Annotated in this window: 16 protein-coding genes; 9 read left to right on the top strand and 7 right to left on the bottom strand. The window is 35.3% G+C overall.

Features of this window, described 5'->3' with window-relative positions; translation table 11 throughout:
* Positions 1-29 precede the first annotated feature (29 nt).
* Together AC6CHK_RS02740 and AC6CHK_RS02735 are read left to right on the top strand one after the other, a co-directional pair.
* Positions 30-1,022 (top strand): aspartate-semialdehyde dehydrogenase, encoded by a 993-nt coding sequence (locus tag AC6CHK_RS02740; RefSeq protein ID WP_498093322.1) that lies wholly within the window; start codon positions 30-32, stop codon positions 1,020-1,022.
* Positions 1,023-1,074: 52 nt separating this feature from the next.
* Positions 1,075-2,073, top strand: coding sequence for a cation diffusion facilitator family transporter (locus AC6CHK_RS02735; protein WP_498093320.1), 999 nt, complete (start codon positions 1,075-1,077; stop codon positions 2,071-2,073).
* A 62-nt stretch (positions 2,074-2,135) separates the two neighbouring features.
* On the opposite strand, the gene AC6CHK_RS02730 is transcribed toward AC6CHK_RS02735, so the two are convergent.
* The 3 genes from AC6CHK_RS02730 to xrtF all read right to left on the bottom strand — a co-directional run bounded on the left by AC6CHK_RS02730 (position 2,136) and on the right by xrtF (position 3,876).
* Complete coding sequence (locus AC6CHK_RS02730) at positions 2,136-2,498, bottom strand: hypothetical protein (protein WP_498093319.1); 363 nt, start codon at positions 2,496-2,498, stop codon at positions 2,136-2,138.
* A gap of 423 nt (positions 2,499-2,921) precedes the next feature.
* Positions 2,922-3,359: an exosortase F system-associated membrane protein gene (locus AC6CHK_RS02725; RefSeq protein ID WP_498093317.1), complete on the bottom strand. Its 438-nt coding sequence runs from the start codon at positions 3,357-3,359 to the stop codon at positions 2,922-2,924.
* A complete protein-coding gene (xrtF, locus tag AC6CHK_RS02720) occupies positions 3,346-3,876 on the bottom strand; it encodes an exosortase family protein XrtF (RefSeq protein ID WP_498093315.1) in 531 nt (176 codons plus the stop codon). The genes AC6CHK_RS02725 and xrtF overlap by 14 nt, the downstream gene beginning before the upstream one ends.
* A 50-nt stretch (positions 3,877-3,926) precedes the next feature.
* Between xrtF and AC6CHK_RS02715 the strand changes: the two genes are divergently transcribed.
* From AC6CHK_RS02715 to AC6CHK_RS02695, 5 genes are all read left to right on the top strand, one after another.
* The gene (locus tag AC6CHK_RS02715) at positions 3,927-4,946 is read left to right on the top strand and encodes an aminoglycoside phosphotransferase family protein (RefSeq protein WP_498093313.1); all 1,020 of its coding nucleotides are present in this window, start codon (positions 3,927-3,929) and stop codon (positions 4,944-4,946) included.
* Positions 4,947-5,152: 206 nt separating this feature from the next.
* Positions 5,153-5,563, top strand: coding sequence for a RapZ C-terminal domain-containing protein (locus AC6CHK_RS02710; protein ID WP_498093311.1), 411 nt, complete (start codon positions 5,153-5,155; stop codon positions 5,561-5,563).
* Positions 5,564-5,638: 75 nt separating this feature from the next.
* Entirely contained in the window at positions 5,639-6,352 is a 714-nt protein-coding gene (locus tag AC6CHK_RS02705; RefSeq protein ID WP_498093309.1) for a nucleotidyltransferase family protein, read from the top strand.
* 7 nt (positions 6,353-6,359) lie between these two features.
* The gene (locus tag AC6CHK_RS02700; RefSeq protein WP_498093307.1) at positions 6,360-7,112 is read left to right on the top strand and encodes an LOG family protein; all 753 of its coding nucleotides are present in this window, start codon (positions 6,360-6,362) and stop codon (positions 7,110-7,112) included.
* Positions 7,113-7,218: 106 nt separating this feature from the next.
* Positions 7,219-7,641 carry a DUF6702 family protein gene (locus tag AC6CHK_RS02695; RefSeq protein WP_498093306.1) on the top strand — a complete coding sequence of 141 codons (423 nt, stop codon included), beginning with the start codon at positions 7,219-7,221 and terminating at the stop codon, positions 7,639-7,641.
* Positions 7,642-7,902: 261 nt separating this feature from the next.
* On the opposite strand, the gene AC6CHK_RS02690 is transcribed toward AC6CHK_RS02695, so the two are convergent.
* Entirely contained in the window at positions 7,903-9,288 is a 1,386-nt protein-coding gene (locus AC6CHK_RS02690; protein WP_498093304.1) for a M949_1556 family lipoprotein, read from the bottom strand.
* A 26-nt stretch (positions 9,289-9,314) separates the two neighbouring features.
* Complete coding sequence (locus tag AC6CHK_RS02685; protein WP_498093302.1) at positions 9,315-12,179, bottom strand: carboxypeptidase regulatory-like domain-containing protein; 2,865 nt, start codon at positions 12,177-12,179, stop codon at positions 9,315-9,317.
* A 214-nt stretch (positions 12,180-12,393) separates the two neighbouring features.
* On the opposite strand from AC6CHK_RS02685, the gene AC6CHK_RS02680 reads away from it, so the two are divergent.
* Both AC6CHK_RS02680 and AC6CHK_RS02675 read left to right on the top strand, forming a co-directional pair.
* On the top strand, positions 12,394-13,581 hold the full coding sequence (locus tag AC6CHK_RS02680; protein WP_498093300.1) for an endonuclease/exonuclease/phosphatase family protein: 1,188 nt from the start codon (positions 12,394-12,396) through the stop codon (positions 13,579-13,581).
* A gap of 45 nt (positions 13,582-13,626) precedes the next feature.
* Positions 13,627-14,040, top strand: a complete 414-nt coding sequence (locus AC6CHK_RS02675; protein WP_498093298.1) for a DUF6146 family protein — start codon at positions 13,627-13,629, stop codon at positions 14,038-14,040.
* A gap of 54 nt (positions 14,041-14,094) precedes the next feature.
* Here the strand turns inward: AC6CHK_RS02675 and AC6CHK_RS02670 are convergent, their stop codons facing one another.
* Entirely contained in the window at positions 14,095-14,691 is a 597-nt protein-coding gene (locus AC6CHK_RS02670) for a superoxide dismutase (protein WP_498093296.1), read from the bottom strand.
* A 165-nt stretch (positions 14,692-14,856) separates the two neighbouring features.
* Complete coding sequence (rho, locus tag AC6CHK_RS02665) at positions 14,857-16,674, bottom strand: transcription termination factor Rho (RefSeq protein ID WP_498093294.1); 1,818 nt, start codon at positions 16,672-16,674, stop codon at positions 14,857-14,859.
* Positions 16,675-16,793 lie beyond the last annotated feature (119 nt).

Raw genomic sequence — 16,793 nt, 5'->3', positions numbered from 1 at the left:
ATTAACTTAAATAATTATTAATTAAATCAATGAAAGTAGCTGTAGTCGGTTCAACAGGAATGGTTGGCCAAGTTATGCTTAAAGTTCTCGAAGAGAGAAACTTCCCTATCACAGAATTAATTCCGGTAGCTTCGGAAAAATCTATTGGTAAAAAGGTGAAATATAAACAGGAAGAATTTACGATTGTAAGCATGAAAGACGCTATAGCTGCCAAACCGGATATTGCAATTTTCTCTGCCGGAGGTGAAACTTCTTTAGAATTCGCACCACTTTTTGCTGAAGTCGGAACAACCGTTATCGACAATTCTTCAGCCTGGAGGATGGATCCTGATAAAAAATTAATCGTTCCCGAAATCAATGCCAATGTCTTGACGAAGGAAGACAAAATTATTGCAAATCCGAATTGTTCAACCATTCAATTGGTAATGGTTTTAGGACCTTTGAACAAAAAATATGATTTAAAAAGAGTAATCGTTTCTACTTATCAGTCTGTCACCGGAACAGGGAAAGCAGCGGTAGATCAGTTAAATTCTGAAATAAGCGGCGATGAAACGATTGCAAAAGTATATCCTTATCAGATCTTCAAAAATGCACTTCCGCATTGCGATTCATTTTCTGATGATGATTATACCAAAGAAGAGATAAAATTAATGAAAGAGCCTAAGAAAATTTTAGGCGACGATACATTCAATTTGACGGCAACTGCGGTAAGAGTTCCTGTTCAGGGAGGTCATTCCGAAAGTGTAAACATTGAGTTTGAAAACGAATTTGAGCTTGATGAAGTAAGAAAAATACTATCCGAAACTCCGGGAGTAATCGTAATGGATAATGTGAAAAACAACGAATATCCAATGCCTTTATATTCGGAAGGAAAAGACGAAGTTTTCGTTGGAAGAATAAGAAGAGATCTTTCACAGCCCAAAACACTGAATCTCTGGATCGTGGCAGACAATCTGCGAAAAGGAGCTGCAACCAACGCAGTACAGATTGCTGAATACCTGGTTGAAAATAACTTAGTTTAAACTAACAAAATAAAAAAGAGTCTCCGAAAGAGATTCTTTTTTTTATCAAACTATGACTTTAAAAAAAGACAGCACTAAGGATAAAATAAGCTTTCAAAAGTGGATTGCCGTTTTTGGAGTCATCCTTTTTGTAGGTAAGATTATCGCCTGGAAGCTTACAGATTCCGATGCCGTATTTTCTGACGCCATGGAAAGCATCGTCAATGTGATCAGTGCTTTTATGGGATTATATTCTCTTTATTTGGCCTCAAAACCAAAAGACGAAGATCATCCTTACGGGCACGGAAAGGTAGAATTTGTCACCTCGGGAATTGAAGGTGCATTGATTGCCATTGCCGGAATCATGATTATCTATGAAGGCATCAACAGCCTGGTTACCGGAAGGGTTTTAAAAGATCTCGACTGGGGAATTGCCATCATTGCCGCTACAGCGATTATCAATTATTTTTTAGGTTATATTTCCATTAAAAAGGGAGAAAGAGACAATTCTTTGGTTTTAATTGCTTCGGGGAAACATCTTCAGTCCGACACGCTTACCACTTTGGGTGTTGTTATAAGTTTGATTATTGTTTATTTTACCAAGATATTTTGGATAGATTCTGTTGTAGCATTGCTGTTCGGGTTCTATATTATTTTTGTCGGCTACAAGATTATCCGCAAATCGCTGCGTGGAATCATGGATGAGCAAGATCCTGAGCTTCTCAACAATATTATTGAGCTCCTGGAAAACAACCGACAACCTGAATGGATCGACATTCACAACATGAAAATACAACAGTTTGGTGCTTCCTTGCATATTGATGCACACATTACGCTTCCTTGGTATTACAGCTTGCGTGAAGCTCACAATGAGATGGAAAACGTTATTCTTCTTTTAGCCAAAAACACCAAAAGAACGGTTGAGTTCAATTTTCATATGGATGATTGCAAACCTATTTCCTGCCCTGTTTGCCAGATCAAGGATTGCCCGGTGCGTGAACAGAATTTTGTAAAAAGAGTGGAATGGACTGCCGAAAATGTGACCAGAGTCGAAAAACATACGGTTGACTGATTTCTTCTGTGCTCCTTAAGATCATTTTAATAAGCCAATGTTCTTACATACAAGTAAACTAACTATTGGTTAATTCTTAAAGCAGATTTATAAATATTAATTTCTTTTTCGAGATCAATGATTCTTTCCGTTTTCTGTTTCAGCTCAACAACCAGCTTTGATTTTTCATTGAAAGGAATATTGGCAGGATAATAATTGCTTAATTCCGTAAAAAAATCATGTTCAAGAGCAATTCCCAAGTTCCATAAAATCCCAAACTGAAGCGACGATTGCTGAAAATACTGAGCCATCGATGACGAAGTCACCTGCATTCTTCTTGCGAGCTCTGCCTGAGATATTCTTTTGCTCAACATTACCTTACGCACCAAAGCCCCGATATGCGGATGTGGTGATGCACTTTTTTCTTGATATTTTTTTAAAGTCATTTGTGTGAAATTTTATCTATAAAAATAACAAATCTGAGTTTAAAACATCAAAAAATACGTCTTAAATATAAATTTATATGAATAATACATATTCGATCATGTTTTATATTGATATTTATAGATCTTAAACATATAAAATTCATTGTTACACGTCAAAATATATGTTCAGCACTAAATTCTTTACGTCTAATACGTGAAAATATCATTGAAAGACGTAAACGGATATGGTTTACAAACCCTTTGTGCATTTTGCAAACGCCGTCAAAAGCATTTGTTGTAAAAACTTTTTCTTTCTTAGCGATTAAAAAACGCAAGGATATACAAAGAATTGTAAAAAATCCTGAAATCAAGGTAACAAAGTCGTTTCACTTATTTTCGAAAGACAAAGATTCAAAATGCACAACAGGTTAGTTTACAAGTAATTTATGCGCTTTTTAACAGCATCTGCTTCCTGTAATAAAACAACGGAACGATCAAAAGTAAGATCAAAGGCTGTATCACAAATCTCCGCATGTAAAAAGAAAAAAGATAGCCTGTCTCAAACCTGTCGTATATACAATACAGGTAAATCGGGAATGTAATAAGGAAAACAATAAAGATTAAAATGGCGCCTTGAATGGTCCATTTTTTATTTTTAAACAGAAAATGAATAATCACGCACGAGAATATAAGATTCAAAGCAAACCTGAAAAGATGTCCAATAATCAATTTTCCCCATTCAAATTCAGGAATAGCAATATATTGATTGGCTTCGTGAAAATAAGCCAGGAAAGGATCATAGAAGATTTGGTCTTCCAGCATTCTTACACCGATAAGTCCAAAAACTCCGGCTATTACAAAAAACCAGTTAAGAATTTTCATTTTTTAAAGCAAAAAATTTGATCCAGATAAGCCAAAGCAAAACCACGCTTCCGTATATTACAGCCGGAAAAACAAAATCGTGTGTCATTTTACTATATTGTTTGTAGTCTGTGGCTACGATATTCAATCCCACAATTCTGAGAATATTCATTACATAAAGTGCCAAAAGGCTCACTCCTACAAAAGTAAAAGTTTTAGCTCCTTTATAAAATGCGAAAATAAATGAGACAAAAAGAATCATTACCGAGATCGCATTACAGCCTTCCACCATCCTGGTTGCAAATCCGGTGCGTACATGAAAATACATCTGCTGCCTTGCGACGTCGTCATAAAGAGCCGATGGAATATTGAGTTTGTTTTGAATAAACATGACCTGGTTTGCAATCATCCTCGAATAAGGATCGAGGCCCTGTGCTTTAAAAGTGTTGAGATAAAACTGGTAGGCAAAAAGCAGCACCAGATAAATGATGATGAAACGCAGCAGAATTCCTAAAACAGGCTTAAAGTCCTTTAGCATAATGCAAAGATAGAAATTAGGACGTAAATTAGTATATTTGTTACCATATTATGACTTCTGAAAACGCAAAAATATTTTTTGAAAGCCATTTTGGCGAAAAAGCAACTGAATTTGTCACTTTAGCTCAAAGCGGATCTGCAAGAGTGAATTTCCGGGCGGAAAATAAACGCGGAAAATACGTTATTACCTACAACGAAAACGTTAGTGAAAACGAAAGCTTCATTTATTTTTCGGAGGTTTTTTCAGGGCTTGGCCTCAATACTCCTCAGATTCACGTGGTTTCTGATGATAGGAAATTATACATTCAGGAATATCTTGGAAACCCTACTCTTTCGGAAGTTATCTCAAAAGAAGGCTTATCTGAAAACGTAAAATCTTTGGTAAAACAAACCTTAGAAAAACTTTTCATGCTACAAACCAGAACACAGGATAAAATAGATTTCGGCAAAACTTTTGAATATGAAAGTTACGACGAGCTTCCTGTAATGCATGATTTGTATTATTTTAAAAATTTCGTTGTCGATATTCTGGAGTTGGAATATCATAAATCCGGTCTTTTAAAAGAATTCAAAAAAATAGTTGACCTCATCGAAAATACCGAGCCTAAAGGATTAATGATCCGCGATTTTCAGGCAAGAAATATTATGGTGAATGATAATAGTGAAGTTTCATTTATCGATTATCAGTCTGCAATGAAGGGTCCTTTGATGTATGATGTGGTTTCGTTTTTATTTCAGGCAAAAGCAAATTTTCCTGAAAAATTTAAAAATGAGATGCTTGATTTTTACATTCAGCAATTTGAAAGCGAAGAAATTAAAACTCAACTAAAAAGATCGGTAAAACCAATTCAGATGATGCGTTTTTTACAGGTTTTGGGCGCGTATGGTTTCCGGGGACTGATTCAAAAGAAACAACATTTTGTTGCAAGCATGGAAAAAGGAATTGAAAACATCACCAGATTTGCAGAAACCTGGGAACAAATGAATGACTATCCGGAACTAAAAAAAGTAATCAAACAGCTGAGTTCCGATAAAACAAAATTGAAAATTGAAGAGATTTTAAATAACTAAAGTCTTAGAAAGATTTAAATTAACAATACATTTTACAGTTAGTATTAGAAATGTCATCCTGAGCATAATCTGAAGGATTACGAACGCAGTTCTCGAAGGATCTCTTAAAAAAGAAAAGCTAGATTCCTACGGAATGACAAAGCGACTGAAAATCAATATACAACATTATGGACTTAACGGTTCAAAAAAAATTAATATAAAAGAAAATGCTACACATAGACATCCACAGTTTTTCATATAAAAAAGGCGGAATTCCTAAAGACGATTCAGGAAACGGGGGCGGCTTTACATTCGATTGCCGCGGAATTTTAAATCCCGGAAGAGTTGAAGAATACAAAATCCAGACAGGAAAAGACATCGGAGTTCAGGAATATCTTGAGACAAAAACCGACATGCCTAAGTTTCTGGAATTGGTGAAAAGCATGGTTTCCATCAATATAGACAATTATCTGGGCAGAGGTTTTGAAAATCTTCAGATCAATTTCGGATGTACGGGCGGACAGCACAGATCAGTCTATTCTGCTATAAAAATTGCTCATTTCATCGAAGAAAAATATGGTGACAAAGTGGAAGTCAGCCTTCATCATGACGAGCAGCATCAACTAAACAATAAATGATTATTGATAATTTAGAAATGATTATTTAAATCTATATTTCATCAAATATCATTCATCTCTTATCAATTATAAAATATGAAGGCTCTAATTTTTGCAGCAGGAAAAGGAACACGATTGAAACCTTTTACAGATCATCATCCTAAAGCTTTGGCGAAAGTGAATGGCATTCCTCTTTTGGAAAGGAATATCAATTATCTGAAAAGTTTTGGAATTAAAGATTTTGTCATCAACATCCATCATTTTGGAAGTCAGATTGATGAGTTTCTGAAAAAGAACAACAATTTCAATTGCAATATTGAGATCTCGGATGAATCTGACGAGCTTTTGGAAACCGGCGGTGGTTTGATTTTTGCTAGAAAATTTCTCGATCACGGAGAAGATTTTTTAATAATGAATGCTGATATACTCACTAATATCAATATCAACGATTTTGTAGAATATCATAAAACCATTAAAGATTTTGCTACTTTAGCGGTTTCGGATAGAGAAAGCTCCAGGAAATTGCTTTTTAATGATGACATGGTTTTGAGAGGCTGGCTGAATATAAAAACAGGAGAGCAAAGACTGGCGGAGTTTAATAAAGGATTTAAACCTTATGCTTTCAGCGGCGTGCATTGCATTAATCCACGAATCTTCGACAAAATAAAAAGAAAAGGCAAATTTTCTGTTATGGAAGAATATCTTGATCTGATGAAGACTGAAAAAATTCACGGTTTTCTGCACAATAGTGTTTTGATAGATGTAGGAAGACCGGAATCTGTAACAGAAGCCGAAAAATACTTTAAATAAAATGACAATGGGAATTGAAGGAAACAGAGATGAAAGTTTACAAAATCCTGAATTTGATATAAACGAATCGATACTGCATAATAGTTTCAGACAGAAAACCTGGGACGAAATCGTCACCAAAGACAGCTGGATGGTTTTTAAAGTCATGGCAGAATTTGTAAATGGCTACGAAAAGATGGCTAAAATCGGACCTTGTGTATCGATTTTTGGCTCAGCAAGACTGAAACCCGGAAGTAAGTATTATGATATGGCGGTTGAGATAGCCGAGAAAATCACAAAAATCGGCTTCGGGATCATTACAGGCGGTGGCCCGGGAATCATGGAAGCGGGTAATAAAGGCGCTTTCAATGCAGAAGGAAAATCAATTGGCTTAAATATCGATCTGCCGTTCGAACAACATTTTAATCCTTATATTAGTAAACTCTATTCGATGAACTTTGATTACTTTTTCGTAAGAAAGGTAATGTTTGTGAAATATTCTCAGGGTTTCATCGTAATGCCGGGAGGTTTTGGGACTTTAGATGAGCTTACGGAGGCAATTACGCTTATTCAAACCAACAAAATCGGAAGATTTCCTATTGTAATGGTGGGATCTGAATTTTGGGGAGGCTTACTGGATTGGTTTAAAGAAACTTTGCTCAGCGAAGGAATGATTTCCGAAGATGATCTTGATCTTTATCGCGTGGTAGACACTGCGGATGAAGCCGTAGAACATATCCGGGCGTTTTATGAAAAATATTCTGTAAACGTGAATTTTTAATTGGCATTATATTTGAGACTTATAAATAACAAAAATGATTGTAAATCTATTAATTAAGATGAAGAAAAAATTATATATATTGAGTATTTTAACATTATTTGTGCTTATGAGTTTCATTAGTGTTGATTTTTACTCATCAATGACGAAAGTGGATTATATTGACGGAAGCAAAACTCTGAAATTTACCACAAAGATGAATACAAGCCATATTTCGGATGCCATTAAAATCAATCGCAATACCGCAGGATTTGAAGCCGAAGTAAAGAAATATGTGAACAACAATTTTGATGTTTATGTAAACAACTCCTCAAAAACCCTTACTTTCACAGGAAGCCAGGTAAGCGGAGAAGCAGTTTGGGTATATTTTGAAACCAGCGGAGTTTCGGATATCAACAGCTTAAAGATAAAGAACACCATACTTTTAAGTGCATTCCCAAAGCAAATAAACCTTGTGAATATTGCGTATAAAGGAAGCCAAAAAACAATGAATTTCCAACGCGGAAAAGAAGTAAATGAAGTTTCTTTTTAAAAGAAATTTTTAATTTAAATTATAATGAAAACCATTGCTTTTGCAGTGGTTTTTTTGATTTAAATTGGTTTCCTGACATTTCTTTAAACTAAGTTCGGAATAAAAGTTTTAATCGCAAAGCCAAACAAGATATTTTTAATAATGATTTATTATTTTAAGTTAAACAAAGCATTACACTTAACTATGAAATACTATTTCTGCGATAAATTAAAAAGAGGAACTACAAATGCAATTCCCCTTTTTCAGTGATAATTTTTTGGTTTATAAAGCCTGAATATTATCAAGTTGAATTGTTGTTGTAATACCTGATGCGTTGCCTGAATATTCGAAAATAACATATCCGTTACCCGTCAACGTTGGTGGAATATTGTAAGTTCCTGCCGGCCCAAATGTTCCAAATCCGTTAACCGGCGTCGTAGGAATAGTGAAATTAGAAGAAATATCTGTTTTTGTAGCTGTAGTAATATCTCCTAATGCTGTATAATCTGTAGTTGTGTAGACTTTCAGAGGATTTCCTTTATAGAATGCTACATTTACATCAAACTTAAATTGGCTGGCTGCCGTAAAATCTACAGGTACTGCAAAATAAGTAACATAAGCTCCTGTGCCCGAATTTGCAGAAAGCTGAATGTATTTATTATTACTGAACGTTTTCAACTGCCAATAACGGTTTCCTTCTACAGGATCGTTGACATATTTAGGAAATATTTCTAAATTATTCGGAGAATAGCCTTCAAAATTTTCTAGAAATGCTCCTGAAAACGCAATTGCAGTTCCTCCTTGTGGCGGAGCAGTATCTATCCTATTTCCTGTAAAATCAAGATCACTTGTTTTTCTAATCAACATTTGCCAATCTGTATTGTAACGGCTTACAACAAATACAGCGTCTCCGTTTCCTTCCGGCAATAGTTTTGAACCTTCTGAGAAAAAGCCTGAATTTCTCAGTGTAGCAGTATTTCCTTGCGCATCTTCCAAAGTTCTGTCGGTATCTTGCCCTGTATTTGCTACATAATTAATAAATTTTTTGTTGACAGGATGAATCTCATCTTTGATAAACTGTACATTTGACACTCTTACCAGCATATTAATATACTTTACATCTTTAGCAGCTTTTAAAGTGGGTAATGAAAGAGGCTTTAAAGTTGCGACATCAAGCCCGTTACCATTACACACTCCGGAGATATACCTTCCCACCAAAGAGCCAGGAATTCTTCCGATCGGATAATTGGGGTCAACAGAGCCAATTTTCACAACTCCTTTGTCTAAACCCAATCTCAAACCTTTAGCATTAATCCTGATATGTGCGCCAATCGGAAAATCTGCATAGTTGCTTGATTTATCAACTTCAATCTGTATTCCTGTTGTTGGATTTTCAGCTTTATCCTGAAAAGAAATAGTTTTATAAAAGTTTCCGTTTTCATCTGAAGAAACCACATAGCCATCGAAAATCTGATCTGTTGTAATTAAAATAAATCCAGTTGCCGGAGCCATTGCCTTAAAATCTGCCATTGAGATATTGGGCGCAGCAAATTTATTGTTGCAGTTGATCGGCGGAGTTTCCCATTCATCTTTCTGTACACAAGACATAATAGAAAGTATGACGAATGCAGCTCCTGTTATTATATTTAAGTATTTTTTTATATTCATTTTAGTTATTTTTTAAAGTAATCAATTTAAAATCTGAGTTGTAAGTTGATGAAGTAAGATCTTCCTTGTGTATACCAATATTTGGGAGCGAATAGTGTAAATTCTCTGTCATTATCCTGCCTGAAATTTGGGAACTTTGCATTTCTGGTTTGCTCAAAACCTCCTGTTATGTATCTTGTATTATCAAATATGTTGTTTACGGTCGCTGAAATCAATACATAATATTTGCCTATAACCCAAGATTTTCCTGCATTCAGATTAAAGAAAAATGCAGAAGGTAATTTGTTTGGTTCTAAAACCCTTCTTAATTCAGACTCTGTAAGATCATAAAATGGCGTAGAAGAAGTATTGTTCTGAACGAAAGCTTCCGTTCTGATTAAAGCAGAAGGATCTAAATAATTATCATCCAGATAATTCCAGTTGCCTCCAATCCACCAATATTTTGGAGAATTATATCTTAAACCCAAAGAAAATGCTTGTTGAGGAGTTCCTCCCTGACGGTAATTTTTTATATATGCTTTCCCTAAATTTACATATGATAGTCCGTTAGAAAAAGCACCTGCAGCATCAGAAGCAAAATAAGTTGTAGGATCGTTCTGATAAGTAAACTGCCCAAAACTCGCCAATCCCTGCAAAGACAAAGTTGGTAATACTTTGACATCAATGCCGAATTCTGCACCTATATTTTTTCTTTTAACATCGGTCATCACCTGAGTTACAAATGCACTCTGAACCAAAGTCTGATTACCTTGGTCATCCGAATTATTTAACTGAATTCCATCTGCAAAAAATCTTTGTACGGTAGTTTCATTCGTTGTATTTACCAAATATCCGGTTAATCTCAATTTCACGAATGGTGACGAAATCACGTAGCTAAGATCATTGGCGCTAACAATCATATTTTTGATATTCGGTGCAACAGAACCGTTTACTCTTGGATTGATGAAAAGATCTTCCAGATAAGGAGCCTGTGAATAATAAGCACCGTTGTAGATAAAGAAGTGTCTTCCGTTTAATTTATAAATTGCCTGACCTTTCAAACCGTAATTCCAGAAGCTATAATTTTTGCCTTTTCCATAAGAATCTTCATATAAATAATGATTGAATAAACCCTCTCTGCTGGAAGAAGAATAGCCTGCCATCGCAGAAACAAAAACATCAAATTTGCCTGTAGAAAATTTTATTCCCGGATTTACTTTTACTTCCTGTCTTCTAAAAATATAATCGTACGTTATTTTATCCCCAACTTTCTTCGTTACATTTTCTTCACCTTCATTAAACAAACCCGAATCTCCAGGCTGATTGGTATCGGCAAAAGGATCTTTGTTTAAAGCAAAGTCTGCACCCAACAAATCCTTAACTTCACGGTATTGTTCCGAATAATAATTTTGATAAGAAATATTTAGCAAAAACCTTGTCTTTTCAGTAAAATTGTGCACAAAATGTGTCCCTACATTTAGAATCTTGTCATCATTTACATCGTTTACCAGATAATATAAAGCCCTTTTCCCATTTTGTCCGTAATGATTTTCTGCGGGCTTTTGTCTATTTCTTGTGTAAAAACTGTCCCAATTTAGTTGAGTGACATTCGGGTCTCCGTTTCTCCATTCAGATAATGAGGTCTGAAATGCATCTTGTGCGGTCGTCATTGCTCCCGAAGGATCTAAAACAGAAGCATCGGGATCTAAAGAATCATAATAACTTGGTAAATTCCTGTAATAAGTAGGCGACGGATTTTGTACATCCTGCCAGTCTAAGCGAGAACCTTTATCTTTACCAAACTGATAAGAAACTGAAGTCCAAAGGCTTGATTTATCATTAATTTTCCAGAAATCCTGCAATTGAAAAATCGGCTGAAACCCTCTTCTTACCCTTTCACTTCGTTGTTTTCCGTTTTGATATCCCCAATAAGAATTGTAATGTACGCCTCTATAATCGTAAACTTCCTGCGTACTTGGGCTCGAAGTAGATCTTCTGTACGGAGCAGCAATAAAATTAAATGTCGTCGTATGCTTGTCATTAAACTTTTTCTCAACCCCTAAATAAGCTCCGTAAGCATCATAAAAAGTTCCTTCCTGAATGCCTTCCCCTGACCATCTTCTGGCTCCCATCACGGTAAACGCCCAACCTTTACTGTTCATCTCGGAACTGTATCTTAAAGACGTTCTGTTTCTGTAATTTCTGTTGGTAAGAGATTGTGTAAACTGAAAGCCTTTTCTGTATTCGCTTGCTTTGGTATTTTTATAAATAACCGAACTGTTTCCGCCAAAAGCATATTCAGACGGGGCATGGTTTTGTGAGATTTCGGGATATCTGGTAATTTCATTAAGACCGCCCCAGTTCCCAAAATCTACATTCCCGTTATCCGACTTTATCATCGACACTCCATTGAGCATCGTCTCTCCCATTCTGCCATCGATTCCTCTCGGCCGGAACCAATAAAAGCCTAGGTCAAACGCTGCAATCCTGCTGAATACATCCTGCGAAGACTGTAGTAAACCAACGGTCGAAGCTTGGTTGCTGTTATCCTCATCATTTTCAGTTTCAATGATTGCCAATCCCTGATCTGCGCCGGTAAGACTTGAATACAGCGTGATTATACCTAAATCTTTTTTCTTTTTATCAGCGGAGACATCAAATTCCATTACTTTTGTTTCGTAATTGGGCTTTGTAATCACCAGCTGGTAATGTCCCGGCATCAAATCGACAAGCTGGAAATATCCGATCTTATCCGCCGACACATCATTCTCGCTGTCTTTTACATCTACTTCCGCATTCTCTACAGGTTTCCCGTGAGCATCTTTAAGGTACGCAAATACAGTCGTTTGCGCAAAATAAAATGATGCAGGAAGCAAAGTAAATGAAAAGACTAATGATAATTTTTTAATCATAGTTTATTTATTTTCTTCATCTAGTTTTTTAATGAAAATGCTTAAAACCACAAATTCGGCTAATGCTAATTTTGTTTTTTTAAACCTAAATTTAATTAAGGTTATTAAATTATTGTAATATTAAACAAAAAGAGTAAAATATTCAATTAAAAATAATAAAAAGTTAAAATAAACAATTTAAAAATAAGTAAATTGCAATTAAACAATTTTTAAGATGAAGAAATTTTCATGTTTGTTAACTATTATATTTTCGACATTAATTTTTGCACAGCACGGGAAATTGAAGAAAGTTGCTGCTGTAGGATTTCTAAATGTTGAAAACCTTTGGGACACCATTCGTTCGGCTGATTATATAGACGGGACAAAAGACAAGACCAATCCTGCATTTCATAGAAGTATTTCTTTTGATTCCATTAAATATCTTGAAGCAGAAAAATATGAAGGGCAATGGGGTAATGAGTTTTTGATAGGTAAAAAAGTAGTAAGATATCAAAGCGGCTCAGAAGAATTCACACCAGAAAGCGCAAAAAACTACAATACAAAAATCTACCGGAAAAAGCTGGAAAATACTGCAAAAGTAATTGCAGAAATCGGCTCTCAATACACAAAATCAGCTCCTGTTGTTGTAGGCCTTATCGAGGTTGAAAACAGACAGGTAATTCAAGATCTGATCAAGCAACCGGCTTTAGCCAGATATGATTACGGAATTATACATTACAATTCTTTCGATTATAGAGGAATTGATGTTGCGCTTATTTACCAGAAAAGGAGATTTACGGTAACCAATTCTTTAAAAAAAGAGCTGAAAATTTACAATTCGGAAGGAAAAAGAGAATACACAAGAGACATTCTGGTAGTTACAGGTTTCTTGGATAACGAAAAAGTAGCATTTTTTATGAATCACTGGCCTTCAAGAAGAGGTGGCGAAGCAGTTTCATTACCCAAAAGAAATGCTGCCGCAGTTTTGCTGAAACAACAAATGGACAGTATAAGAACAGCAGATCCTTCTACAAAGCTCTTTGCAATGGGAGATTTCAATGATGATCCTGTAAACGCAAGTCTGAAAAATTATTTAAGAGCGGCTGCTTCAACTAAAGATTTAAATGATAAAAATCCATATCTGAATTTGATGTATCCATTATATAAAAAAGGGGTTGCTTCTTTGGCATATCGTGATTCAGGGAATCTTTTTGATCAGATCATTGTATCTAAAAACTTGGTTTTAAATGAAGATCCTAAACAATATTCTGTATTTAAAACTGAAATTTATGCTCCTGCTTATATGATCAACAAAGAAGGAAATTACAAAGGTTACCCTTTTCGATCTTGGGACGGCGACAAATTTACAGGCGGTTACAGCGATCACTTCCCGGCTTTTGTGATTGTACAGAAAGAGCCGTAAATTCAAGATCACTATTTTGATATATTTTTTTATAACTTTATTATCATGAAAAAGTTAATTTTAATTATAATTCTTGCTTTTGCTACTGTAAGTTGTATTGCACAGTCAACAAAGAATAAGGAAGAATCTGTTATGTATCCTTCTAAAAATGATGACGGAGAATGGGAACTTACTGTAATTGATACACAGTTTGATTACTTTTTGAATGCTGTTGCAAGACCAATAAGTCAATATTCTGAATCTCATCTCAAAAGCAGAAATACAATGCTGGTAACTGAATGGAACTCTTATTATCATTCTGGAAGATATCGTAACGTTATAGAATCCTCTATTGATTATGATCCCAAAGAAAAATACGGAATTAAATTTGAGTATAAATTATATCAGGTTTTTGCTTATGTCAATTGGAAATACAGATTACGCATGAATGGGCTTGGCGCAGCTGATGCGATTAGATGATACAAAAAAGGTTCAGAAAATTCTGAACCTTTTTTATTTTATAATAGCTTACAATTATTTGTTGAATAATTCCTCAACTTTATCCCAGTTTACCACTTCAAAGAAAGCAGAAACATAATCAGGCCTTCTGTTTTGGTAATTTAAATAATAAGCGTGCTCCCAAACATCCAAACCTAAAACAGGTGTTCCTTTTACATCTGAAACAGGCATTAAAGGATTATCTTGGTTTGCCGTGGAAGTTACAGATACAGATCCGTCTTCATTCTTAACAAGCCAAGCCCATCCAGACCCGAATCTTGTTTTTGCAGCATCAGAAAAATCATTTTTGAATTTTTCGAAGCCTCCATAATTTTCAATTGCAGCTTTTACACTTCCTACAGGCTCTTTGCTTCCGCCTGGAGTTAAAATTTCCCAGAATAAAGAATGGTTGTAATGTCCGCCACCATTATTTCTTATTGCTGCTTTTTCAACACCGTTTTTGCAGATTTCTTCAATTGTAAGTGCGCTAAGGTCTGTTCCTTCAATCGCTTTATTTAAATTATCGATATAAGCTTGGTGATGCTTTGTATGGTGAATCTCCATTGTTTTCGCATCAATAGTCGGCTCTAATGCATCGTAAGCATATCCTAGTTTTGGTAGTTCAAATGACATAATTTTAATTTTTAATGTTATAACCCAAATTTAGCCAATATTTAAGCCAATATCAACAATTACAGATTATTTTAATAAATCTTTAACATTGATAGTTTGATTAGATAAAATAAAAGAGCACAGATTAAAAACATCTGTGCTCTTTCAACAATATTAACGAATATCTTATTTATTCATCGACATCAGGAATTCCTCATTGTTTAAAGTTCCTCTGATATTTTTATTTACAAATTCCATTGCTTCGATAGGGTTCATTTCTGAAAGATACTTTCTGAAAATCCACATTCTCTGCGAAGTTGTTTCATCTAAAAGTAAATCATCCCTTCTTGTGCTTGAAGATACAAGATCGATCGCAGGATAAATTCTTCTGTTGGCAATTTTTCTGTCTAGCTGAAGTTCCATGTTTCCGGTACCTTTGAATTCTTCAAAAATAACTTCATCCATTTTAGAGCCTGTATCAATCAATGCGGTTGCAATAATTGTCAACGAACCTCCGTTTTCAATTTTTCTAGCAGCACCAAAAAATCTTTTCGGTTTGTGCAAAGCGTTGGCATCCACACCTCCGGAAAGTACTTTTCCTGATGCCGGCGTTACCGTATTGTAAGCTCTTGCCAATCTTGTAATAGAATCTAATAAAATCACAACATCATGCCCGCATTCGACCATTCGTTGAGCTTTTGCTAAAACTAAATTGGCAACTTTCACATGCTTATCTGCCGCCTCATCGAATGTAGAAGCGATTACTTCCGCATTTACGCTTCTTTCCATATCGGTAACTTCTTCAGGACGTTCGTCGATCAAAAGCACCATCATATAAACTTCCGGGTGATTTGCTGCAATAGAATTAGCAATATCTTTCAGCAACATTGTTTTACCCGTTTTGGGCTGCGCAACAATCATTGCTCTTTGTCCTTTTCCGATCGGCGCAAATAAATCGACAATTCTTGTAGACATTGTAGAATTATCTCCGGTAAGATTGAATTTCTCTTCAGGGAAAAGTGGTGTTAAATATTCAAAAGCGACACGATCTTTGATAAATGCAAGATCACGTCCGTTGACTTCAAGTGGTTTTAATAAAGAAAAATATTTCTCTCCTTCTTTTGGCAATCTTACAATACCCTTTACGGTATCTCCGGTTTTTAAACCAAAATTTCTGATCTGCGCAGTTGAAACATACACATCATCCGGTGAAGAAATATAGCTAAAGTCCGAAGAACGCAAAAATCCGTAATTATCCGGTAAAATCTCTAAAACTCCTTCAATGCTTACCATTCCGTCGAAATTGAACTCTTTTCGAGATTCGTTTTCTTCCTGCCTTTCAGAATTTCTGTTCTGATTCTGGTTAGGGTTTTGGTTCTGGTTGGGATTCTGATTTCTGTTTTGAGGATTTCCACTGTTCTGTTGTGGATGATTTTGCCCTTTTTGATTTTGAGGCTGGCCTTGTTGAGGTCTTTTAGGCCTTTCTTCTTTTGCCTGAGCAGGCTGAGAATCTGTATTTACTGGAGCTTCTGTCTTTTCCTTTTCCTGAATTTCAGGATTGTTTGTATCGGAGGAAACTCTCCTTCTTTTTTGTTTGGAAGCATTGTTTGAAGATCTTTCTTCTACAGCTCCTTTTGCAGGTTCCTTTACAATCGCTTCTGCAATAACTTCTTTGTCTTCAGAATTCTCATTGGGTTTAGCGGGTTCTACTTCTGCGGAAGTTTCGGTGGCAACTTTAGGTTTTGTTGCTTTTTTGGGTGTGGCTCTTTTAGGAGTAGCTTTCACCACTTTTTCAGTTGGGGAAGGTTTCTCTTCAGCTTCGGCACTTGTTTCAGTGGTGTTAAAATAATCTTTTGAAATTTTTGGATTGGAAGCCTGAAAATCAAGAATAGCAAAGATTTTATCATTATCTGTGCTGTTTCTTGCAACTTTAACGCCCAAATCTTTCAAGATTTTAGTCAATTCCGAAATGGATTTTGACCTTAACGTTTCTATGTTAAACATATTTTATGTAAAAATGTAATTAGTTGTGAGTAAGAAAAGTAAGTCCGGTGACTTTTGTTTTCAAGTACATTGTATATTGCAAATCTACACTTATTTTTGAATTGTGCAAAATTTATGTT

The sequence above is a fragment of the Chryseobacterium sp. GQ58 genome (assembly GCF_059758895.1).
This window is presented reverse-complemented; position numbering and strand designations above follow the sequence as displayed.